This window comes from Rossellomorea sp. DUT-2 (assembly GCF_052665285.1).
The window spans coordinates 160,217-182,712 of sequence record NZ_JBQPEO010000001.1; the positions used below are offsets into that span (position 1 = coordinate 160,217).

The window sequence follows — 22,496 nt, forward strand, 5'->3', positions numbered from 1 at the left end:
AATCACTTGTGTATTGGCAAGAAGTGTGATAAATTTATCAATGTTAACAAAATGACTAAATTTCAAATTTGGTCAACCGGTCATATTAAGGGGTGAGGTCATGGCGATTGATCGAAAGAAACAGGTTCTGGAGGCTGCGACGAATTCGTTCTCACTGTTTGGCTATAAAGCAACGACGATGGATCAAGTGGCAAAATTAGCGAACGTGGGAAAAGGAACGATTTATACGTTTTTTAAAAATAAAGAAGAATTGTTTGATGAAATTGTATCATCTTTAATCAATGAAATGAAACAGGAAGCCGAAGAAGTGATTGATCCGCAGGAAACCTTCTCGGAAAATGTTCATCGTGCATTGTTTCGCATGCTTGAATTCAGGAAAGAGCATAAGCTGACCATCAAGCTTTATCAAGAAGCCCGGGAAATGGGAACTCCTGCTGTATCAGAAGTTATTGATCGCATGGAGGAAGTAGTCATTGAATTCTTGAGTCAACGAATTGAAAAAGCGATTGCTTCAGAAGCGATTAAGCCATGTAATCCTGAAATGACCGCCTTTGTTATGTTGAAGATGTACGTTTCACTTATATTCGATTGGGAACGAGCACATGGTCCACTAGATAAAGATGAAATTGCCAATCTCTTTGAACTATATTTAATTAAAGGATTATCGAATCGATAGTCCTTCATCTTTGGCAAGGAATGACTAAGTGAATAAAGTAGTCATTTATTTTTATACTAAAATGACTATTTGAACTAATTGGTCAATAATTCAAATTTAGAAAAATAATAGGAGGAAACACATGAAGAATTCATTTATTGGTTCAGAATTCAAAGCGATTTTCAAAAATAAGAAACTTCTCATCCCGATTCTAGCCGTTCTTTTCATCCCTGTTTTGTACAGTGGTATGTTCTTATGGGCATTTTGGGATCCATATGAACAGCTGTCAGACTTACCTGTGGCGGTTGTAAACAGCGACCAGGGAGCAGAGTTTGACGGGAAGGAATTGCATATTGGAGATGAACTTGTTGATAAATTGAAGGATAGTGATCAATTCGATTTTCATTTTATCGATAAAGAAGAAGGATACAAAAATTTAGAGAAGCAGGATTATTACATGCTTGTTGAGATTCCGGAGGATTTCTCTGAAAACGGAACAACGTTACTAGAAGATAACCCTAAGAAGCTTTCTCTGAAATATGTGCCTAATGAGAGCTTTAACTTCCTATCTGCTCAAATCGGGGATACGGCCATGAAAGAGATCAAAGCAAGTCTTTCTAAATCCGTTTCCGAAACGTATGCTGAAACGATGTTTGATAAGATTCAAGAAATGGGAGATGGTTTCCAGACTGCCAGCGACAAAGCGGGCGAAATCAATAATGGGGCCATTGATCTATCTCAAGGGGCCAACAAGCTCAAGGACAATTTAGCTGTCCTTGCTGAAAAAAATGTAGAGATGACGGACGGTGTGGCAAAAACCCGTGCAGGTGCTGAGAAACTCGCAAAAGGTTCTCAGGAATTATCGGACGGTGTCGGGGTCATGACGGATAAATCCCAACAACTATATAAAGGAACACAGGATGTCCAGTCAGGGATTGATGCCCTTGCAGCTGGAATCGATAAAAGCAAGGCTGGATTGGAGCAGGTGGATTCAGGTCTAAATAGCGCAGTGGACAATACAGCCAAACTGCACGCCGGATCTCAAAACCTGGCAGAAAAAATCGGTGCTCTCCAGGGTGGAGCGGATAATGCGAAAGCAGGGGCTCAAGCCATTGGAGCGGGGGCCACAAAACTTGAAGAAGAACTGGCACCATTTATGGGCAGCCTTCCGGAAGAAAAACAGGCTGAATTACAGGCTGCCATCGATCAGATCAAGCAGGGGGCGACCGGTCTTCAAACGGGTACCGGAGCTCTAAGTACGGGTGCATCCGAGCTTCAAAAAGGAGCGAATTCTCTTGCTGGAGGAATCGGGGAATTAAATAAAGGTCAAATGAAACTACAAGGTGGAATCGATCAGCTTGTTGCCGGTTCAGCCAAGCTTGACGAAGGCTCCAATCAGCTTGTTGCCGGTCAAAACAAAATTGTGGAAAACTACGGTTTATTAAATGAAAAGCTTGGGGAAGTATACCAGGGAACAGCAAGCCTCGCTTCAGGTGCAAACGAACTAAGCTCGGGTCTTAACAGGGTATACGATGGTTCCAATCAATTAACAGATGGTTCTAAGAAACTTGCCGATGGTTCAACACAATTGGCAGAAGGCTCTACGAAACTATCAGATGGAACAACAGAATATGAAACTAAATTAAAAGACGCAGCAAAAGAAGCTAACAGTGTCAAAGCGGATGACGATACGTATGACATGATGGCTGGTCCCGTCGATGTGAAAAATGATAAAATCAATCATGTTCCAAACTACGGAACTGGATTTGCCCCATATTTCTTATCTCTTGGACTATTCGTAGGGGCGTTATTAATCTCCATTGTGTATCCACTGAGAGAACCATCCGATCGCCCATCAAGCGGAATGAATTGGTTCCTTGGTAAATTCGCTGTCCTTACTTCAGTGGGGATCATCCAATCACTGATTGCAGCAGCCATTTTACTCTTTGGATTGGGGCTTGAAGTAGAAAGTGTACCATTATTCTTACTTTCAACTATTATTACGAGTCTTACATTCCTTGCGCTGATTCAAATGCTCGTTACAATCCTTGGTGATCCGGGACGATTTGTAGCGATCATCATCTTGATTCTACAATTAACGACGAGTGCAGGTACATTCCCACTCGAATTAATCCCGACTGCGCTGCAGCCAATCAGTGCATTGTTACCGATGACATATTCGGTGTCAGCATTCAAAGCGGTCATCTCAAGCGGGGACTTTGACTTCATGTGGCAGAACCTTTTCATCCTGTTGGGATACTTCATTGTGTTCGTCGCATTGACCTCAGTGTTCTTTATAGGGCTATTCAAGAAACAATATACGAAGTCAGTAGAAGCATAAGGAAAAAAACGGTAGATGCCACACACATCTACCGTTTTTTCTTCATGAAATGGACAAACCCTTGGTAAGCATGAAAGTGTATACTAATTGGAGAGAGGTACATAATGTTGGTACACTGAAAAGAGTATGCCTAAAGGAGAATGTTGTCATGAAGAAAATAAGCTTGTTTATGCTGTTAGGTGTCCTTGCATTGTTTATCGCTGCATGCGGTAATTCCAATGAAGATAACGGAGCAAAAGAAGATGAGAAATTGGAAGCGATTGAAGCAAAGTTAGAAGTGCCTGAAAAAGGAGAGAAGGATGAAACCGTTTCCCTCTCTACTAAAGTCACTCAAGGCGATGAGAACGTCGAGGACGCCGGTGAAGTCAAATACGAGATTTGGAAAAATGGTCATAAAGATGAAAGTGAAATGATCGAAGCAAAGCACGATAAAGACGGTGTTTACAAAGCTGAAAAGACATTTGAAGAGGACGGCATGTATACAGTGCAGGTCCATGTAACAGCCCGTGATATGCACACCATGCCGAAAGCTGAAATTGCGATTGGTGAAGTGGAGGCAGGGGAACATGGAGAGAAAAGCGAAGACGGTCATCATGACCATCACGAAAGTACAGTATCCATCCATCTTAAGAAGTCTGATACGATTAAGATGAATGACGAAGCAGAAATGAACGTTCAGGTGAAAAATGAAGAAAAAGCATTAGAAGAAGCAGAAGTGCGTTTGGAAATTTACAAAGAAGGTCAGGAAAAACACGAATGGGTGGATTTAACAGAGGGTGAAGCTGGTATGTATAACGGTTCGTATGCTTTCCCGGAAACTGGTACGTATCATGTACAGGTTCACGTGACCAAAGGAGAAGAAATTCACGAACACACTATGCAAAAAGTAGAAGTACAATAAACATAAAAAGGATGCCCTTCATTTTGAAGAGCATCCTTTTTATTACCCCTTGTTTCTTAATATTTAATACTCGTAATCAGTCGTACATTTTTCGCAATAAATGCCGTAGCATTCATGCTGCTCTTCAATTGTATCTCCACACTGTGCACAAGACTTAGGCGGCAAATTTCGAAAGAACTCCACAATATTTTTTACCATGTTAATCACCCTCCGTAAATTTGTTTTCACCCATCAATTGTTTGTGTTATATAACTGATGTGTTAATTTATTTTATTGTATTATAACAGTATGTATTTCGTCAACGATTAATTCAAAAATAGGCGAAAAAAATGAAAAAATAGGCACAATGAAGTATAGTAGGGATACATACTAAAGTGAAGGGCGGGTTCAAAAATGAAGCTTACCGTTATTGGCCAATGGGGCGGCTATCCGAAGGCAGGAGAAGCGAGTACCGGGTATTTACTCCAGCATAATGGCTTTAAACTGCTTATTGACTGTGGCAGTGGTGTACTATCCCACTTGCAACATCACGTAGAGGCTACAGAGATAGATGCGGTCCTTCTTTCCCACTATCATCCCGATCATGTAGCAGATTTAGGTGTACTACAACACGCTTTGTTGATTCAATACTTCCTGGGGAAAAATAAAGGTAGATTACCTGTATATGCCCATAGGGAAGATCAACGGGGTTACGATACGATTACATACAAAGATTTAATGAAAGCCCATGAATATAAGGAGGATACATCATTATCGATTGGTCCTTTCACAGTGACATTTGTGAAGGCCAAGCATCCCGTGCCGTGTTACGGAATGAGAATCGAAGCAGACGGCAAATCGCTGTTCTATACAGCAGACTCGGCTTTCAAAGAGTCATTTGTTCCATTTGGGAAAGACGCAGATGTACTGCTCTGTGAATGTAATTTCTATGGAAATATGGATGCCTCGAACGCTGGTCACATGACGAGTCTCGACGCCGGGAATCTTGCTCAGAAAACGAATGCCGGAAAGCTCATACTGACACATTTACCTCATTTCGGCGAACTGGAGCAATTGCTTACGGAAGCGAAAACCATTTATAGCGGCGAGGTATTGTTAGCGAAAAAAGATATGGAAGTAAATATTTAGGAGGAAGAATGATGTTATTTATCGATAATAAAGGGATCACGGATCCAAGGATCAATCTTGCTATTGAAGAATATGCATTGAAGAACTTAGATATTAATGAGAGTTATTTATTATTTTATATAAATGAACCTTCCATCATAATCGGGAAGAACCAAAATACGATTGAAGAGATTAGTACAGACTACGTGGAGAAGCAAGGTCTTCATGTCGTTCGCCGACTTTCCGGTGGGGGAGCGGTCTATCACGATTTAGGAAACCTGAACTTCAGCTTCATCACGAAAGATGACGGAGAGAGCTTCCACAACTTCAAAAAATTCACTGAGCCTGTTGTAACAGCCCTTCATAAGCTGGGGGTGAAGGCAGAGCTGAGCGGACGTAACGATATTATTGCAGAAGGCAGAAAGATCTCCGGTAACGCCCAGTTCTCCACTAAGGGCAGGATGTTCAGCCACGGAACGCTCTTGTTCGATTCTGAAATGGAAAACGTCGTGTCAGCTTTAAGGGTGAAAAAGGATAAGATTGAATCAAAAGGGATCAAATCGATTCGAAGCCGTGTGGCCAACATTTCTGAATTCCTGTCAGAAAAAATGAACATCGAACAATTCCGTTCAACCCTTCTGGATTATATTTTTGACGGAAGCGACGTAGAAGAATATGTCCTGACGGAAGAAGACTGGAAGAACATCCATGAGCTTTCAAAAGAGCGCTATCAGAACTGGGATTGGAACTACGGTAAATCACCGAAATTCAATCTTCAGCATTCTCACCGTTTCCCGGTCGGATCGATTGATGTCCGTTTGGATGTGAACAAAGGGAAAATCGAAAACTGTAAAATATATGGCGATTTCTTCGGAGTCGGGAATGTAGAAGACATTGAAGAAAAACTGACTGGTACACGCTATGAACGAAAAGACATCGCCGGAGTTTTAGAGGGCGTTGATATTCAACACTATTTCGGTAATGTGACGAAGGATGAATTTGTGGATTTGGTGTATTAAAGATTAATGACTCTCCTCTTATGAGGAGGGTTATTTTTTTGTTTTAAAAATACTACAAAAAATATCAGATTTTTTAAAAAATTCCATGAATATTTCACATTATGAAATTATCGTAAGTTTTATCTTTAATAAAGCTATAGTATGGAGTCAGATTAAGAAATGAGGAGGTGGCATGTAAATTGGATATTCGCGATTTAAGAAATTGTTTTGGTAAGTTTGCCACGGGAGTAACGGTTGTTACTTGGAAAGGTGATAACAATCAGAATCATGGGATTACGGTAAATTCGTTTACGTCTGTTTCTTTGGATCCTCCATTAGTGATGGTATCTATTGATAAAAAAGCCAAAGCCTACGAAAGAATGAAAGATAAGCCTTTTGTTATTAATATATTGGCAGCCGGTCAGGAAGCGGTGGCCTGGCAATTTGCCGGAAAAGAACAACAAGGATTGCAAATTGAATGGGAAGAGACCGAATGTGGTCCCCTTATTAAAGGTTCATTAGCTACAATTGAATGCAATCCCTGGAAGGAATATGAAGGCGGGGACCATGTTCTATTTGTGGGTGAAGTTCAAAATTACCATTATGAAGAAGGTAATAGTTTAGTCTTTTTCCAAGGTAAGTTTTTAGAAACCAATTTAATCGATAACTACGTAAAAAAGTAGTGGTAAAGGGGGATGTTTAAATGACAATTCGTACTGGGGCTCAGTATATAGAAGGTTTGAAATCACGTCAACCAGAGGTCTGGCTGGGAGGAAAGAAAGTAGAGAATGTTTATGAGGAAGAAGTATTCCGCCAGCCAATCCATGAAATTGCAAATCTCTACGATATTCAAAATGATCCAAAAATCAAAGAGGAAATCACCTACATATGTGAAGAAACAGGTGAGCGATTTTCCCACGCATTTAAAGTTCCAAAATCGTATGAAGATTTAAAGGCAAGAAGCAGGCTTTTTGAAGTTTGGGCTAAAGCAACCTTTGGGCTTATGGGAAGAACACCCGACTTTCTTAATGTAACGATTACTGCAATGGCCAGCAATAAGTGGTTTCTAGAACAATATAATCCGGAATGGGCAAAGAATATGGTGAACTACTACGAATATATACGGACCAACGACTTATTCTTGACTCATGCCATCATTAATCCTCAAAATGACCGCAGTAAAGCTTCTCATGAACAGGAAAAAGAGTTTACACATCTAGGGGTTGTTGAAGAAAGACCTGATGGTTTTATCGTAAGAGGAGCCAAGATGTTAGCCACACTAGCTCCAATAACTGATGAGGTGATCATTTATTCATTCCCAGGGTTTCAGCCGGGCGATGAAAAGCATGCCATTGCATTTGCTTTGCCTATAGACACACCGGGGCTGCGAATTATTTGTAGAGAGCCGATGCAAGATGGAAAACGATCTGTGTTAGACCATCCACTCGCATCCAGATATGAAGAAATGGATGCCTTACTTGTCTTTAATGATGTATTTGTGCCAAGTGACCGTATTTTTATCAATCAAAATATTGAAGCTGCTAATCTATTATATCCAAAGACTGGAATTGGCCAGCAGCCAGCCCATCAATCAGGGGTAAGAGGATTAGTAAAACTGCAATTTGCTTCTGAAGTAGCAGCAAGAGTGGCAGATTCCATTGGTGTGGACGGATATTTAAACGTTCAAACACAATTAGGGGAGCTTATGCAGTCTGTTGAAGCAGTGCGCGCCTTGTTAAGAGTGGCAGAATACGAATTTGAAACGACATCCAGCGGTGAAGTGAGACCGGCCGGTACACCTCTTGAGACCATTCGCGGAATGCTGCCTAAGCTTTATCCCCGCGCCATTGAAGTGATGCAAACTGTCGGTGCTGGTGGATTACTGATGTCACCAACATTCGCTGATTTTGAACAACCTGAACTTCGGGAAGATGCTCAGAAATATTATGTAGGACGTGTTGGGGTAACATCAGAAGAACGGGTTCAATTATTTAAACTTGCTTGGGATTTATGTGGTGAAGCATTTGGACAGAGGTTACTGCAATATGAACGTTATTATTCAGGAGATCCTCTAAGAAGACTGGGTCGTTTCTATGCAGGATTTAAACGGAATCACTCTTTTGAAATGGTTGACGAGGCATTAAAGGGATCAAAAGACCTTCAAGGACAACCGACCCCATAAATGTAAGCGCTTTATTTTATTTGTATGGAAGCAGGTAATTCAACAAGATTTGTCAAAGTTCTTAAATTGGTGCTGTTGGCCAATAGTAGGATGAGGGGGATAATAAGTGATTTCTTCTGTGAAAAAGATTTCCAAAATTCTGAATTGCTTTACCAATGACGAACCGGCACTAGGCAACAATGAAATTGCCGAAAGACTAGGGATGAATCCAAGTACTGTCCATCATTTAGTGCGTACTCTCTGTGAAGAGGGAATGCTGATTCAAGATAGCCGAAAAAAATACCGATTAGGCTGGAAGCTATTAGAATGGAGCAATCACGTTATGTATCAGCAGGATATTTATAGCGAGGCCACACCATTCTGTGAGAGTCTCATACGAAAATTTCACGGTACCGTCCATATTGGTATGTTCGATTCAGGAGAAGTTCGATTCGTGTTGAAGGTGAAATCTAAAACATCACTTCCAGTACCCACATATGTCGGGGCAACGAAACCGGCTTATTGTACGAGTACGGGAAAGATTTTGTTGGCTTATAACCCGTCTTTAATTAAACCTACGATTGCCAAGGGGCTTTTACAACGTGCACCTAATACAATTACATGTATTTCAAAATTAAAAGAAGAATTAAAGCAAATTAAAGCCCAGGGTTTTGCGATTAGCAATAATGAGAATGAACTGGGGCTATATGGTATAGCGGCACCTATTCGATCATATACGGGTCAAACGATCGCTGCGCTTAATATGGTTGGACCAATCTCATATATGAATGGCAGCAATCGAAATGAAATGATTAGAACTGTGGTAAATACAGCTGAAAAAATCTCCAAAGATATCGGCTATATAAGCAGTGTATTGTAACAACTAAAATCATTCAGGAGGTTATGAAATGACGACTCAATCAAAATCATTTTTAAAAACAAGGGTTCTGGATTTATTGAAAACAATTGAAGATAACAAAGATCTATTGAAGCCGCCTGTGAACAATAAAGTGCTTTGGGAAGACTCTGAATTTATTGCCATGCTGCTTGGAGGTCCTAATAAACGTCGTGATTTCCATGTGGATCCATCTGATGAATTCTTCTATCAAATTAAAGGCAATGCATACGTAGAATGCATTAATGATGAAGGGAAACGTGAAGTGGTAACTGTAGGCGAAGGTGAGATATTTATGCTGCCGGCAAATGTACCCCACTCCCCTCATAGAGTAGCAGATTCATATGGAATTGTTTTAGAAAGAAAAAGGGATCAGGGAGAACTTGAAAGCTTTGTATGGTTCTGTGATAAATGTGACCATGAAATGCACCGGGCGACTGTTCAACTGACAAATATCGAAACTCAGGTGAAAGAAGCGATAGAACATTTTAATTCAAGTGAAGATCTGCGTATATGTGAAAATTGTGGGAATAAAATGCCCCCTGAAGCTGAGGAATGGAAATGAGAGTAGATTTTCATACCCATATCATTCCGAAGGACCTCCCGGATTTTGCTGAAAAATACGGAGGGAAATGGCCGGTTCTTCATCAAACATGTGCGTGTGGAGCTAATATTTTAGTAGAAGGAAAGATATTTAGAGAAGTGACCGATCAAGTGTGGAGTCCAAAAAAGAGAATACAGGATATGGATAGAGAAGGTGTAGACATTCAGGTGCTTTCTCCCATTCCCGTCACGTTTTCTTACTGGGCAAATAAGGATGCAGCACTTGAAATGGCACGGATTCAAAATGACTTTATTTCAAAAACCGTTCAAGAGCACCCCTCCCGTTTTGTAGGATTAGGGACTGTTCCCATGCAGGATGCAGCAACAGCAGTAGCTGAAATGGATCGTTGCATTAATGAATTAAATTTATACGGAATTGAAATAGGTACAAATGTAAATGGTGAAAATTTAGATGCTCCTGAATTCCTTGAGTTTTTTGAGATGGCCGAGAAATGGAATGTACCTTTATTTATTCATCCGTGGGAGACGATGGCTAAGGATCGAACACCACGACATAACTTTATGTATACCATCGGAATGCCGAGTGAGACAGCTCTTGCCGCTGCCAGTCTTGTTTGGAGCGGTGTGATAGAGAGATTTCCTGATTTGAAAATTTGTTTTGCCCATGGTGGAGGATCATTCCCGTACATTTTACCAAGACTGGATCAAGGGTGGAAAGTATGGCCGCAATTACGATTAACAACGCATCCACCAAGTCATTATGTGAAGAATTTCTATTTTGACTCCTTAAACTACGATTCTTTAAATGTGAACTACCTAATTGATCGATTTGGTCATGAGAAAGTAATGATGGGGTCCGATTATCCATTTCTATTAAGAGAGATTCCACCGGGAAGAGTAATAGATGGAATGAACGAATTAACAGACGTTCAAAGACGAATGATCTTAGGTGAAAATGCGTTGAGATTCTTAAATATAAAGGAGTTAAAATCTGACTATGGAACAAAAACTAATGACACCAGAGGAGAAACTTCAAAGTCTGGGACTTAAGCTTTCTCCTGTACGCCCTGTTGTGGGGAATTATGTTAGTAGAGTTCGTGTTGGCAACCTGATTTTCACTTCTGGTCAAGGAGTCGATGAGTATCGTGGAAAGATTGGCACTGACTTTGATGTACAGGAGGGTTATCTGGCTGCCCGTCAATCCATGATGAATCTATTAAACGTTTTGAAGGATGAACTTGGAGAACTTTCTAGAGTTAAGAGAGTCGTGAAAATATTAGGATTTGTCAATTGTACAGAGAATTTTACGGATCAGCCAAAAGTAATGAATGGTGCATCTGATTTATTAGTAGAGGTTTTTGGTGAAAAAGGCAAGCATGCCAGGTCAGCTGTGGGGATGGCACAATTACCTGGAGGAACATCCATTGAAATTGAAATGATTGTAGAAATTGAAGACCCATTAACTTAAATGAAATGAAAAAAAGGTGACATGTTTGTCACCTTTTTTCAAAAATAATAACGTGTGAATAGTAGCAGGGGGGACTTTCAGTGCATTTAAAAGAAAAATCCAATCAGAAAGTTAGACCAATAGATTGCAGACATTTCATTAATGGTGAATATAGAGATTCATTTGATATGAAAACATTCGAAAATATGAATCCAGCTACAGAGGAAATAATGGGAAGAGTATCGGAAGGCGGGAAGAAGGAAGTAGATGAAGCTGTAAAAGCAGCAAAAACCGCTTTAAAGGGACCCTGGAAAACCTTTACTACAAGCCAACGTTCTGCCGTTTTAAGACGTATTGGCGACCTGATTCTTGAACGTAAGGAAGAATTAGCTGCACTTGAATCCATGGATACGGGAAAACCGTATCAAATGGCACTTGAAATTGATATTCCAAGAGCTGCCTATAACTTTCATTTCTTTGCCGACTACTTGACCTCTATGGGAACAGAGGCATATCAGCAAGATCAACAAGCCCTTCATTACTCCATTCGCCGGCCCGTTGGTGTAGTGGGGATGATCAATCCTTGGAATCTGCCGTTATTACTTCTTACATGGAAGATGGCACCTTGCCTTGCAGCTGGAAATACAGCAGTTATGAAGCCTGCTGAGTGGACTCCCATGACAGCTACGGTATTGGCAGAAATATGTAAAGAAGCAGGAGTACCAGACGGGGTAGTGAATCTTGTTCATGGTTTTGGACCTGGCTCGGCAGGGGCTGCCATTACCGAACATCCTGACGTTGATGCTGTTACGTTCACAGGGGAAACCAAGACAGGAACCGCAATCATGAAAGCCGCTGCCCCATCTTTAAAGAAACTATCATATGAACTTGGTGGGAAAAACCCTAACATCATTTTTGCAGATTCCGACCTGGATGAAGTGATCGAGACGACACTTAAATCAAGTTTTATGAATCAAGGGGAAGTATGTCTGTGTGGTTCCAGAATTTATGTTGAAAGTTCGGTGTATGAATCCTTTTTAGAGAAATTCGTTGCCAGAACAAAAGAGCTCACTGTAGGTGATCCATTCCGTGATGAAACCAAAGTTGGCGCAGTAATAAGTAAAGAACACTATAATCGAGTGTTGGGCTACATACAATCAGCCAGAGATGAAGGCGGAACCATCCTTGCCGGGGGAGGTCGTCTCCAGGAAGAAGACAAAGGGTATTTTATCATGCCGACGATCATTGTTGGTCTTGATAAGGATGCAACATGTGTACGCGAAGAAATATTTGGGCCAGTGGTGACGGTACTGCCTTTTGAAACGGAAGATGAAGTCATCGAACAAGCAAACGATACTCATTATGGATTAGGGACGACGATTTGGACAAATGATTTACGAAGAGCCCATCGAGTAGCTCACCAAATAGAAGCAGGAATCATTTGGGTGAACACCTGGTATTTGCGAGATCTGCGCACTCCATTTGGAGGAATGAAACAAAGCGGTATTGGCAGAGAGGGAGGCATGCATAGTTTCGAATTTTATAGTGAGCTCTCCAATATCACGATTAAATTATAGGAAAGGTGGGCTGATCATGTTAGAGAAAACGATGAGTGAAGAGATCAAGAACTTTTCAAATCAACTTATAGAAGCTGAGAGAAATAGAGAGGGGAGTAAACCTTTAACAGAATTAAAACCATCCATCACCATTCAAGAAGCCTATCACATCCAACTGAAAACGATCGAGAGGAAAGTCGAAACGGGTGCAACCATAGTGGGCAAAAAAATTGGTCTCACGTCCATCGCCATGCAGGAACTACTTGGTGTCGATGAACCAGATTATGGACACCTTCTTGATGAAATGGCCATTGAGAACAATGGAACAGTGTTGAAGCCTCAAGTTCTTCAACCTAGAGTGGAGGGGGAAATCGCCTTTGTCCTTAAAGAAGAATTGCGAGGTCCAAACGTAACTGTAGAAGATGTATTGGAGGCTACGGATTATGTATTACCTGCATTAGAAATTGTTGATAGCAGAATTACAGATTGGAAGATTAAATTACAAGATACGATTGCCGATAATGCTTCATCAGGGTTATTTGTATTAGGGAATCGACCAGTATCAATAGAGGACGTCAATTTAAAAGAAGTAGGGATGAACTTCTATCGTAATGGTGAACTGATGAATACGGGGAAGGGTTCGGCAGCACTAGGAGATCCAGCGTATTGTGTAGCGTGGCTTGCCAATAAACTTCATGAGTTTAATTTGACTCTGGAACCCGGGGAGTTGATCTTATCAGGAGCTTTATCAGCAGCTGTATACGCACACCCCGGTGATGAGTTCTCTGCCGTGTTTGATGGTCTGGGAAAGGTTTCATGTACGTTTGAAAGGTAAGGAGGAAAAGAAATGAAAACGAAAGTTGCCATAATCGGGTCTGGGAATATAGGTACAGATTTAATGAAGAAATTGCTTCGTTCAGATGTATTGGAATTAACGGCAATGATTGGTATTGACTCAAATTCAGAAGGATTAAGAATGGCACAGGAACATGGTCTTTCAACATTTTCAACTGGGTTGGATGGGTTCATGGAAAAACATGAAATGGCAGATGTATTATTTGATGCAACATCTGCAAAAGCCCATCATCATCATGCTGAAGTATTAAAAAATGTCGGTAAGAAAGTGATTGATCTTACACCTGCTGCCATCGGTCCCTTTGTTGTCCCACCTGTAAACTTACACGAGCATTTACATGAACAAAATGTAAATATGATCACGTGTGGAGGGCAAGCGACCATTCCCATCGTGCACAGTATAAATTCAGTAGCTGAAGTGGAGTATGCAGAAATTGTTGCCACCATTTCCAGTAGAAGTGCGGGTCCTGGCACAAGAGCTAATATTGATGAATTTACAGTAACAACAGCCAAAGGTCTTGAAGTGATTGGAGGAGCTGAATATGGAAAAGCGATCATCATTCTTAATCCAGCTGAACCTCCAATCTTAATGAGGGACACGGTTTATTGCTTAGTAAAAGGAAATGTGAATCAAAAAGAGATTACTCAATCTATCAAAAACATGGTAAAGAGAGTGAGTGAATATGTTCCTGGATACCGCCTTCGAACCGATCCTATTTTTGAAGACAATAAAGTGACGGTTTTCCTTGAAGTGGAGGGCTCTGGTGACTACTTGCCGAGTTATGCTGGAAACCTGGATATCATGACTTCGTCTGCAGTGAAAGTAGGGGAAGAACTAGCTAAATATGTAATGACTCAGCAGACATAATACTTCACCTGGAGTAAATGCGAAAGGAGAATGAGTGTGACAAATCGGGATATTACTGTGACAGAGGTAGCGTTAAGAGACGGAAGTCATGCTATCGGTCACAGCTATACAGTGGATCAAGTAATAAATGTAGCAAAAGCCTTAGATGAAGCGAATATTCCATATATTGAAGTCTCCCATGGAGATGGATTAGGGGGTTCCTCCCTACAATACGGGCTTTCAAAAACAAATGAATTTGACTTGATTTCAGCTGCTGTTTCTGTATGCAGACAAGCAAAGATAGGGGTTCTGCTCTTACCGGGAATAGGAACGGTTAAAGAATTGAAAAAGGCAGAGCAAGCAGGTGCAAGGCTCGCTCGTATTGCTACCCATGTGACAGAAGCTGATGTGTCAAAGCAACATGTCCAAACGGCAAAGGAATTGGGTATGGAAACGGTCGGTTTCTTGATGATGGCTCACATGGCACCCATGGAGAAATTGATACAGCAGGCGAAATTAATGGAAAGCTATGGAGCGGATACCATTTATATTGTAGATTCTGCAGGGGCCATGCTTCCTCATGAAGTAAGGGAAAGAGTGAAAGCATTAAAGCAAAGCGTCCATTCAAATATTGGATTTCATGCCCATAATAATCTCTCTCTGGCGATGGCCAATACACTTGCAGCAATAGAAGAAGGAGCAACCTGGGTCGATGGGAGTGTCCGGTGCTTAGGTGCAGGTGCTGGAAATACCCAAACAGAAGTCTTGATCTCGATACTGAATCGCATGAACATTGAGACGGGAATCGATCATTATAAAATGATGGATTTGGCAGAGGATATTGTAGCCCCCATTTTAGAAAAACCACAAGAAATTACAAAAGGGAGTTTAATTCTGGGTTATGCTGGTGTCTATTCGAGCTTCTTACTTCATGCCCAAAAAGCGGCCAGGAAATTCAATGTAGATCCAAGAGATATCTTAGTGGAATTAGGTAGAAGGGGTGTCGTAGGAGGACAAGAAGATATGATTGTCGACGTCGCCAGCGAATTATCAAAGAAAGCTACTGTAAGGCAGAAAGGAGCCAAAAATGGAGACTAAAACGCAGAACTTAAAAGAATTAGCTAAAAACATTGATTTTCATCAGGTAAAAGGAATTGAGATGGATAAGATTACACTGGCTTATCCCAACTTAACGGTTGAAGAATCCTATGAAATTCAGAAACTATGGGAACAATGTGCCCTTCAAAGGGGAGATCATAAAATTGGATGGAAAATGGGTTTAACAAGTGTCGCTAAACAACAATCGGTTGGTGTGAATGAACCAATTTATGGGAGGCTAACTCAATCAATGGAGCTCAATCAAGATTCTCTCTCTCTTCAAGGGTTGATCCATCCCAGAGTTGAACCGGAAATTGCATTTGTAATGAAGAAAGATTTAAAGGGAAGCCACTTGACACCTCGGGATGTTTGGAGTGCTACAGAATTTATCATGCCTGCAGTTGAGGTTATTGATAGTCGATATAAGAATTTCTCTTTCACGTTAGTGGATGTTGTGGCAGATAATGCCTCATCTTCTCGTTTTATACTGAGTGATCAAGCATATTCCCCTTTCAACTATTCACTTGAAAATCTGGAAGTTTCCATGTTTAGAAATGGAGAAAAAGTTCAATCCGGTCTGGGTTCTGCTGTTTTAGGGCACCCTGTCAAATCCATTATTGAATTAGCCAAAATGTTGGATCGAGATGGCCAGGGAATCGAAGCAGGGATGGTTATTTTAACGGGAGGATTGACCGAAGCGATCAATATTTATGACGGTGACTCTTTGAAGGTTGATTTTGGTCCCCTTGGATTCATTGATTTTAATGTGTGTAATGGGAAGGATGAATAAGGGTGCCGATTGCTCATCTTCATATTCTCGAAGGCAGGAGTCCCGAAGTGAAAGAAGAGCTTGTAAAATCTCTGACTCTTTCAATTTGTGAATGTTTAGAAACAAAACCTGAACAAGTAAGAATTTTAATAAATGAAGTTCCAAAGGGGAATTGGGCAGTTGGTGGGACGTTGAAAGAATAGTAAGTATTTGTGGACATTATTTATTGGAGGTGCTAATGGTGCAAACACTTCATGGTCAGTCATTAACATTGCCTCAGTCGATTATAACAATTGGGGCATTTGACGGTGTACACAAGGGACATCAATCTGTGATTACTCATGTCGTACATGAAAGCAGAAAAAGAGGTATACCAAGCGTAGTGTATACTTTTGATCCACCTCCTCGTGCTTATTTCAAAGGTGCTAAAATGCTTACCACCTTGGATGAGAAGTTGGGACGTATTGAGTCTCTGGGTGTAGATTATGCCGTGATAGCCAGTTTCAATAAAGAGTACCTAAAACAATCGTCTTCCCAATTTATCAACACTCTAATGAGTTTCCATCCGGAAGAAATATTTGTTGGGAACGATTTTAGATTTGGTAATGGCAGAGAAGGCAATGTGGAAACGCTCAGGCAATTTTTTAAAGTAAGCACATTGAATCCTGTTTGTTGCGAGCAAGGAACAGTAATTTCCTCAACTAGAATCAGAAAGCTTATCGAGCAAGGGGAAAATTTCGAAGCTAGTAATCTGTTAGGGTTACACCTGCAACTTTAGAGAGTGCATTCATTGGATTTTCAATAATTGAAAACGCTTTAATAATGAATGAGGGGGAAATGAAAGTGAAAAGTTTGAAAAAATGGGGATTAAACTTGTTGAGTCTTCTTCTTGTATTAGGTGTATTGAGTGCTTGCGGTTCCGGAGAATCTGAAAAAAGCAGTGGATCTGAAGATAATAAGGGAAAAACGTATAGCTTTAAATTAGCTCATATTACACCACCGAGTCATATGTGGCATAAAGGGGCAGAAAAATTTAAAGAAGAGCTCGAAAAGAGATCAGAAGGTCGTATGAAAGTAGAAATTTATCCATCAAGTCAGTTGGGAACGGAAGCAGATATGGTAGAACAAATCGCTGCCGGTTCAGTCGATTTTGGTCTGATAACAGCTGCATATATGAGCTCAAGGGAACCTTCATTTGCTGCGTGGTTTACTCCTTATGCGTTTGAAGATTTAAATGCCGCAAATGAAGCAAGAGATTCAGAGGTAGCAAAGAATATTCTCAGTACGATCGATAAGCAAGGTTTAGTCGGCTTGGACTATTTATTCGCCGGACAACGAGTGATGTTGTTTAAAGATAAAGAAGTGAAGAACCCATCAGATATGGAGGGGTTAAAACTGCGTGTTACACCTAGTCCGCCAATGCAGGATTTCTATCAATTCTCTGGTGCTTCCACTGAGGGGCTTCCATTACCGGAAGTATATTCTGCCGTTCAAACAGGTGTAATTGATGGAATGGACATGGACTTGGATGCAGCCATCACCAATAAATATCATGAAGTAGTTAAATATGGGGCGGTGACTAATCACATGGTTTGGCCTGCAGTGGCGATGATGAATAAAGGAACATTCGAAGGACTTTCTGAAGAAGACCAGCAAATTGTCCGTGAATCCATGGCGGCAGCCGCAGATTTTGCAGCAACTACAAGAGCTGGACAAGAAGAAGAATTTAAACAGACTCTAAAAGATGAAGGTATGAAAATTTACGAACTAAATTCTGATGTATTTAAAGAACAGATGAAGCAGTTTGATGAGAAATATGGTCCGACAGATCCACTTATTCAAGAGTTTATTGATACCTTCCGTAAATAATAGATTAGCAATAGGGGGTCAAAATCATGAAAGCGATAAGTAACGGCATTTCTTCTATAGAAAAAATACTGTCAATGATCCTGATGTTTTCGATGGCCGTTATCGTAACGTTAGCAGTCGGTTTTCGTTATATCCTTAATTCCCCATTATCATGGGCAGGAGAAGTGTCTATATTTCTCCTGATCTGGATTAGTTTTATAGGAGGGAGCTTGGGGCTGAAGTATAAGTCCCAAGCCTCCGTCACAATCGTATTAGAATATGTTTCTTCGAAAGTTAGAAGGATCATACTTATTTTAGGGCATATAATTATGCTCGTTTTTCTCGTTCTCTTAATCTATTACAGCATTAGTTGGATTTTATCGCCTAGTGTTGCCTATCAAAAATCCACAGCCATGTTAATACCAATGTGGATTCCTTATTCAGCAGTACCATTGGGTCTTTCATTTGCAGGAATCCATGTATTATCTAACCTCTTTGATTTGATAAAGGAGGGGAAGTAATTGACAATATTAGTGGTTTTTTGTTTCTTTATCCTCCTCTTTATGTCTGTACCTATCTCCCTAGTACTGGGGATCACAACCGTACTCTATTTTCTAGTAGTAGGGAACGTAACGCTTTTGTCTTCTACTCCCATGAGGCTATACTCAGGCTTAGATAATTTTGGGTTATTGGCCATTCCTTTATTTATGCTGGCTGGAGAGTTAATGAATGGTGGTGGTATCACCACAAGGTTAGTAAAGTTTGCAAGAGTCTTAATCGGTCATGTTAGAGGCGGACTCGCGTATGTCACGATTATCGCTAACATGTTTTTAGCTTCCATACTGGGATCAGCTAATGCTCAGGCTGCCATGATGAGTAAAGTCATGGTTCCCGAAATGGAAAAAGAAGGCTACGATAGAGAGTTTTCATCAGCATTAACATTAGCCTCTTCTATAGTAGCTCCAATCATTCCGCCCAGCATGATCTTTATCATCTATGGAACTCTATCTGGTACTTCCATTGGTGGTTTGTTCATGGCCGGAATCATTCCAGGTATCATGTATGGAATCGGTTTTATCAGCTTAATCGCCTTCCTTGGATATAAATATAATTTTAAGAAGTCGACAAGAGCTTCTGCCAAAGAAATTATGACGAGTTCATTAAGTGTTCTCCCGGCATTACTTGTTCCATTCATTATTATATTTGGAATATTAAGTGGAGCATTTACAGCTACGGAGTCTGCTGCTATCGCCTCACTGGTAGCTTTTATTGTAGGAATGTTATTCTATAGGGAACTAAAATGGAGAAAAATCCCTGGTATTTTAGTGAATACAGTGACAGCAACAGCAACGGTTACTTTTTTGATTGCAATGGCCAATATCTTTGGCTGGATGATAGCATTTGAACAAATCCCACAAGCGATCGTAACGCAAATGACATCCTTATCAGATAACCCATTTGTTTTCCTGTTATTGGTGAATATACTACTGCTATTACTAGGTGCGGTACTGGATGGAATAGCGGCCTTAATCATATTAGTACCTGTTTTTATGCCCCTGATCACGGCATTTGAAATCGATCCGATTCATTTTGGCGTCATCATTTGCATCAACCTAACCATAGGCCTTCTCACACCACCTGTTGGGACTGGTTTGTTCATTGTTTCCTCGATTGCAGATGTGAAATTTGAAAGACTGGTAAAGGCAACCATGCCATTTCTCATGATGGGGATCTTCATCTTATTTATCATCACCTACTGGGAAGGGGCAGTGATGTGGATCCCGAATAAGCTTGGGCTATAAATACTATGACAGTTTTTTTAGAGAGAGCAGTTTTCTAAAAAAGGAAGTTGCTCTCTTTTTTTATAGGTAAATCCTCCCAATCATAATATAGTTCTAAATATTTATGTACCATTATGAATATTTATTCTATCATTATACTATTACATAATTTGGAGGTACATAAATGAAACAAAAGATTATTGCAGGAATTGCCAGTTTTACTCTACTATCCACCACGCCATTCAACGTTCTAGCAGAATCTCCTCAAACGACGATTCAAAGTACTCAACTTGATGAGAAAGATAAAAGCTTATTTAATAGCGAGCACTATGATTTTGTGAAGTACTCTGAGATCGAAGGGAAGCTTGATGCAATCGCACAGGAAAGCAATCGTGTGACCGTCGAGAAGAGTGATACAAAATCAGCGGCCGGACATGATATGTATGTAGTGACCGTTTCGGATGCGAAAGCGAAAGGGAAGTATGGTTACTATAAAGGTCTGCGTAAGAAAATGATCAAATCGCCTGATAAAGCACAGGACTTTATCGATAAGCACCCTGATCTAAAGGTTCCGGTGATGATCAATGCATCCATTCACGGAACAGAATTTGTTGGAACAGACGCAGCTCTTCAATTAATCGAGCGCTTTGCCACTGAAAATGACCAACAAACGAAAGGAATCCTCGAAGATCATATCCTGATCTTCAATGTGGTGGCTAACCCGGATGGGCGTATTGATGCTACGCGTTTCAACGGGAATGGAATTGACCTCAACCGTGATTTCATCACTCAATCCCAGCCTGAAACTGAGCATATGGTAGATCTGATCACGGAATGGAACCCGATGGTGTTTCTTGATCTGCATGGATATGTGAGAGGGTATGGCGGCCCGACAAATCCAGGTTTGATTGAGCCTTGTACGCCTCCTCATAATCCAAACTATGAATATGATTTGTATTCCAAATGGGCATTGAATCAGGCGGAAGCGATGGAATCCAATATCGTTTCGAATAAAGAAAACTATGAAAATACTCATACGGAATCGTCAAAAGTAGATTATCAGAATATGGAAGGGACTTATATCCCGCAACGTGATGATGCTGCCGGCTGGGATGATTATCCGCCGATCTTCACTCCAATGTATGCCATGTACCACGGGGCATATGGGTATACACTTGAAGCGCCGACCAATGATTGGGACGGAGTTCAATGGACCTATGATGCCGTGATGGGTGCACTGGGCTATGCCAGTGAAAACAAAGTAGATATGGTAAAAGATCAAATCGAAGTCTTTAAACGGGGTGTCCAGTTCGACCACCCGTTCCATACGGAAGGCCATTTCCCATCTGCTTATATTCTGCCAAATGATGAGCAGGATCAAACGGCTACTTTGAAAGCCGTTCTTCATCTTCAAGATAATGATATTGTCGTAGAAGAAGCTCAGAAGGATTTCACGTTTGATGGCGTGACCTATCCGAAAGGAACGTATATCGTACCGATGGATCAAGCAAAAGCCGGCCTTGCGAACACGATGCTTTGGGACGGGGAAGACATCACTGAAGATACACCGAGTATGTATGATATCTCTGCATGGAATCTGCCTGAATTATGGGGCTTCAATGCAGTGGAAGTAAGCAGTGACACTGAACTGAATGTAAAATCAAAACAAGTAAGAGCACTGAATGAAAGTGGAGAAATCGTCGGGGACGGACCTTATGCGATCCCGAATACCTCCGTGGAATCGATTGCGATTGCCAATCAATTACTAAATACCGGACACACTCTTCACAGAGGTGAAGATGGAACATTGTATGCAGGTGCCGATGCAAAAGCTGAACTTTCCGACCTGGTGAAGAATACTGCTGTCACGATTTCTTCCCAATCTGTTCCTGTTGGAGCGAAAGAAATTACGTCCCGGCATGTGACCCTCTTAAAAGATGGAGGAATGAACAAAGCTCAATCCCACTCTGGAACAAAGCTTGCCCTGGAACGTCTGGGCTTTACAGTGGAAGAAAAGACTCCCGGACAGGTAGCAGAAGAGGGTCTGGGTACAACAGATGTGTTTATTTATAATGGGAGATCGAATCTCATTTCCTATCAAAATAGTGTAGCCAATTCGGAATTCGGTTTGAAGGATGCAGCGCAATATGAAGCATTTAAAGCCAATGTGGAAGGTTTTGTAGCGGATGGTGGCCAATATCTTGCCGTCGGTGCAGGTGCATCTCAAGCCACGAAAAAGCTTGGATTAAGTGATGTGAAGGTGGAAACAGGCGGCTCCAACAGCAACGGAATCGTACAATTATCACACACGGATTCTACTTACACAGCTGGTTACGAGACAGAAGACCTTGGGTTTGTTTATCAACCAACCTGGTACACGAACACAGGCAATGCCGAAATTCTATCAAGCTATCACAACAGCACTGACTTCTTCCTGGCCGGACACTGGAAAGACAGTGAAGCGGCTCAAGGAAAGCCTGTTATCGTGAAGGATGAAAATGTATTGTTGATCGGACTCGAGCCAACATTCCGGGATCATACGGATTATCTGTTCAGACTCGTTTCAAATGCGATTTTTGCACAATAAGGAAATGGAAGAGCCGTCCAAATTGGGCGGCTTTTTTTCATCAATATACTTGTATTAATACTATTCTTTATATAGAATATATTTTG

General features: G+C 40.9%; 23 protein-coding genes. 22 read left to right on the forward strand and 1 reads right to left on the reverse strand.

Going from position 1 to position 22,496, the window contains the following annotated elements:
• Positions 1-100 precede the first annotated feature (100 nt).
• The 3 genes from ACOSV2_RS00885 (at position 101) to ACOSV2_RS00895 (ending at position 3,897) form a co-directional block, all read left to right on the forward strand.
• Complete coding sequence (locus ACOSV2_RS00885) at positions 101-676, forward strand: TetR/AcrR family transcriptional regulator (RefSeq protein WP_397553295.1); 576 nt, start codon at positions 101-103, stop codon at positions 674-676.
• Between the two features lie 121 nt (positions 677-797).
• The gene (locus ACOSV2_RS00890; protein ID WP_428973584.1) at positions 798-2,996 is read left to right on the forward strand and encodes a YhgE/Pip family protein; all 2,199 of its coding nucleotides are present in this window, start codon (positions 798-800) and stop codon (positions 2,994-2,996) included.
• A gap of 148 nt (positions 2,997-3,144) precedes the next feature.
• Positions 3,145-3,897 carry a FixH family protein gene (locus ACOSV2_RS00895; RefSeq protein WP_428973585.1) on the forward strand — a complete coding sequence of 251 codons (753 nt, stop codon included), beginning with the start codon at positions 3,145-3,147 and terminating at the stop codon, positions 3,895-3,897.
• Between the two features lie 63 nt (positions 3,898-3,960).
• On the opposite strand, the gene yhfH is transcribed toward ACOSV2_RS00895, so the two are convergent.
• Positions 3,961-4,095: a protein YhfH gene (gene yhfH, locus ACOSV2_RS00900; protein ID WP_079533738.1), complete on the reverse strand. Its 135-nt coding sequence runs from the start codon at positions 4,093-4,095 to the stop codon at positions 3,961-3,963.
• A gap of 195 nt (positions 4,096-4,290) precedes the next feature.
• Between yhfH and ACOSV2_RS00905 the strand changes: the two genes are divergently transcribed.
• From ACOSV2_RS00905 to ACOSV2_RS00995, 19 genes are all read left to right on the forward strand, one after another.
• On the forward strand, positions 4,291-5,025 hold the full coding sequence (locus tag ACOSV2_RS00905; RefSeq protein ID WP_428973586.1) for an MBL fold metallo-hydrolase: 735 nt from the start codon (positions 4,291-4,293) through the stop codon (positions 5,023-5,025).
• 11 nt (positions 5,026-5,036) lie between these two features.
• Positions 5,037-6,023 (forward strand): lipoate--protein ligase, encoded by a 987-nt coding sequence (locus tag ACOSV2_RS00910; protein WP_428974262.1) that lies wholly within the window; start codon positions 5,037-5,039, stop codon positions 6,021-6,023.
• Positions 6,024-6,202: 179 nt separating this feature from the next.
• The gene (locus tag ACOSV2_RS00915; protein WP_428973587.1) at positions 6,203-6,685 is read left to right on the forward strand and encodes a flavin reductase family protein; all 483 of its coding nucleotides are present in this window, start codon (positions 6,203-6,205) and stop codon (positions 6,683-6,685) included.
• Between the two features lie 20 nt (positions 6,686-6,705).
• Entirely contained in the window at positions 6,706-8,184 is a 1,479-nt protein-coding gene (locus ACOSV2_RS00920; protein WP_428973588.1) for a 4-hydroxyphenylacetate 3-hydroxylase family protein, read from the forward strand.
• Positions 8,185-8,290: 106 nt separating this feature from the next.
• Complete coding sequence (locus ACOSV2_RS00925; RefSeq protein WP_428973589.1) at positions 8,291-9,043, forward strand: IclR family transcriptional regulator; 753 nt, start codon at positions 8,291-8,293, stop codon at positions 9,041-9,043.
• Positions 9,044-9,071: 28 nt separating this feature from the next.
• Positions 9,072-9,623, forward strand: a complete 552-nt coding sequence (locus ACOSV2_RS00930; RefSeq protein WP_397553302.1) for a 3-hydroxyanthranilate 3,4-dioxygenase — start codon at positions 9,072-9,074, stop codon at positions 9,621-9,623.
• On the forward strand, positions 9,620-10,672 hold the full coding sequence (locus ACOSV2_RS00935; protein ID WP_428973590.1) for an amidohydrolase family protein: 1,053 nt from the start codon (positions 9,620-9,622) through the stop codon (positions 10,670-10,672). The genes ACOSV2_RS00930 and ACOSV2_RS00935 overlap by 4 nt, the downstream gene beginning before the upstream one ends.
• Positions 10,620-11,090: a RidA family protein gene (locus tag ACOSV2_RS00940; RefSeq protein WP_428973591.1), complete on the forward strand. Its 471-nt coding sequence runs from the start codon at positions 10,620-10,622 to the stop codon at positions 11,088-11,090. Before ACOSV2_RS00935 ends, ACOSV2_RS00940 begins: the two co-directional genes overlap by 53 nt.
• Positions 11,091-11,170: 80 nt before the next feature.
• Entirely contained in the window at positions 11,171-12,646 is a 1,476-nt protein-coding gene (locus ACOSV2_RS00945) for an aldehyde dehydrogenase (protein ID WP_397553305.1), read from the forward strand.
• Between the two features lie 16 nt (positions 12,647-12,662).
• A complete protein-coding gene (locus ACOSV2_RS00950; RefSeq protein ID WP_428973592.1) occupies positions 12,663-13,460 on the forward strand; it encodes a 2-keto-4-pentenoate hydratase in 798 nt (265 codons plus the stop codon).
• Between the two features lie 12 nt (positions 13,461-13,472).
• Positions 13,473-14,348: an acetaldehyde dehydrogenase (acetylating) gene (locus ACOSV2_RS00955; RefSeq protein WP_428973593.1), complete on the forward strand. Its 876-nt coding sequence runs from the start codon at positions 13,473-13,475 to the stop codon at positions 14,346-14,348.
• Between the two features lie 36 nt (positions 14,349-14,384).
• Positions 14,385-15,425 (forward strand): 4-hydroxy-2-oxovalerate aldolase, encoded by a 1,041-nt coding sequence (gene dmpG / locus ACOSV2_RS00960; RefSeq protein ID WP_428973594.1) that lies wholly within the window; start codon positions 14,385-14,387, stop codon positions 15,423-15,425.
• Complete coding sequence (locus ACOSV2_RS00965) at positions 15,415-16,215, forward strand: 2-keto-4-pentenoate hydratase (protein WP_428973595.1); 801 nt, start codon at positions 15,415-15,417, stop codon at positions 16,213-16,215. The genes dmpG and ACOSV2_RS00965 overlap by 11 nt, the downstream gene beginning before the upstream one ends.
• A gap of 2 nt (positions 16,216-16,217) precedes the next feature.
• Entirely contained in the window at positions 16,218-16,397 is a 180-nt protein-coding gene (locus ACOSV2_RS00970; RefSeq protein ID WP_148968378.1) for a tautomerase family protein, read from the forward strand.
• A gap of 35 nt (positions 16,398-16,432) precedes the next feature.
• A complete protein-coding gene (locus ACOSV2_RS00975; RefSeq protein ID WP_428973596.1) occupies positions 16,433-16,972 on the forward strand; it encodes an FAD synthetase in 540 nt (179 codons plus the stop codon).
• Positions 16,973-17,031: 59 nt separating this feature from the next.
• Positions 17,032-18,063 carry a TRAP transporter substrate-binding protein gene (locus tag ACOSV2_RS00980; RefSeq protein WP_428973597.1) on the forward strand — a complete coding sequence of 344 codons (1,032 nt, stop codon included), beginning with the start codon at positions 17,032-17,034 and terminating at the stop codon, positions 18,061-18,063.
• 26 nt (positions 18,064-18,089) lie between these two features.
• Positions 18,090-18,563 (forward strand): TRAP transporter small permease, encoded by a 474-nt coding sequence (locus ACOSV2_RS00985; protein ID WP_428973598.1) that lies wholly within the window; start codon positions 18,090-18,092, stop codon positions 18,561-18,563.
• Positions 18,564-19,844, forward strand: a complete 1,281-nt coding sequence (locus tag ACOSV2_RS00990; protein ID WP_428973599.1) for a TRAP transporter large permease — start codon at positions 18,564-18,566, stop codon at positions 19,842-19,844. It abuts the gene before it with no gap.
• Positions 19,845-20,007: 163 nt separating this feature from the next.
• On the forward strand, positions 20,008-22,410 hold the full coding sequence (locus ACOSV2_RS00995; RefSeq protein ID WP_428973600.1) for a M14 family zinc carboxypeptidase: 2,403 nt from the start codon (positions 20,008-20,010) through the stop codon (positions 22,408-22,410).
• Positions 22,411-22,496 lie beyond the last annotated feature (86 nt).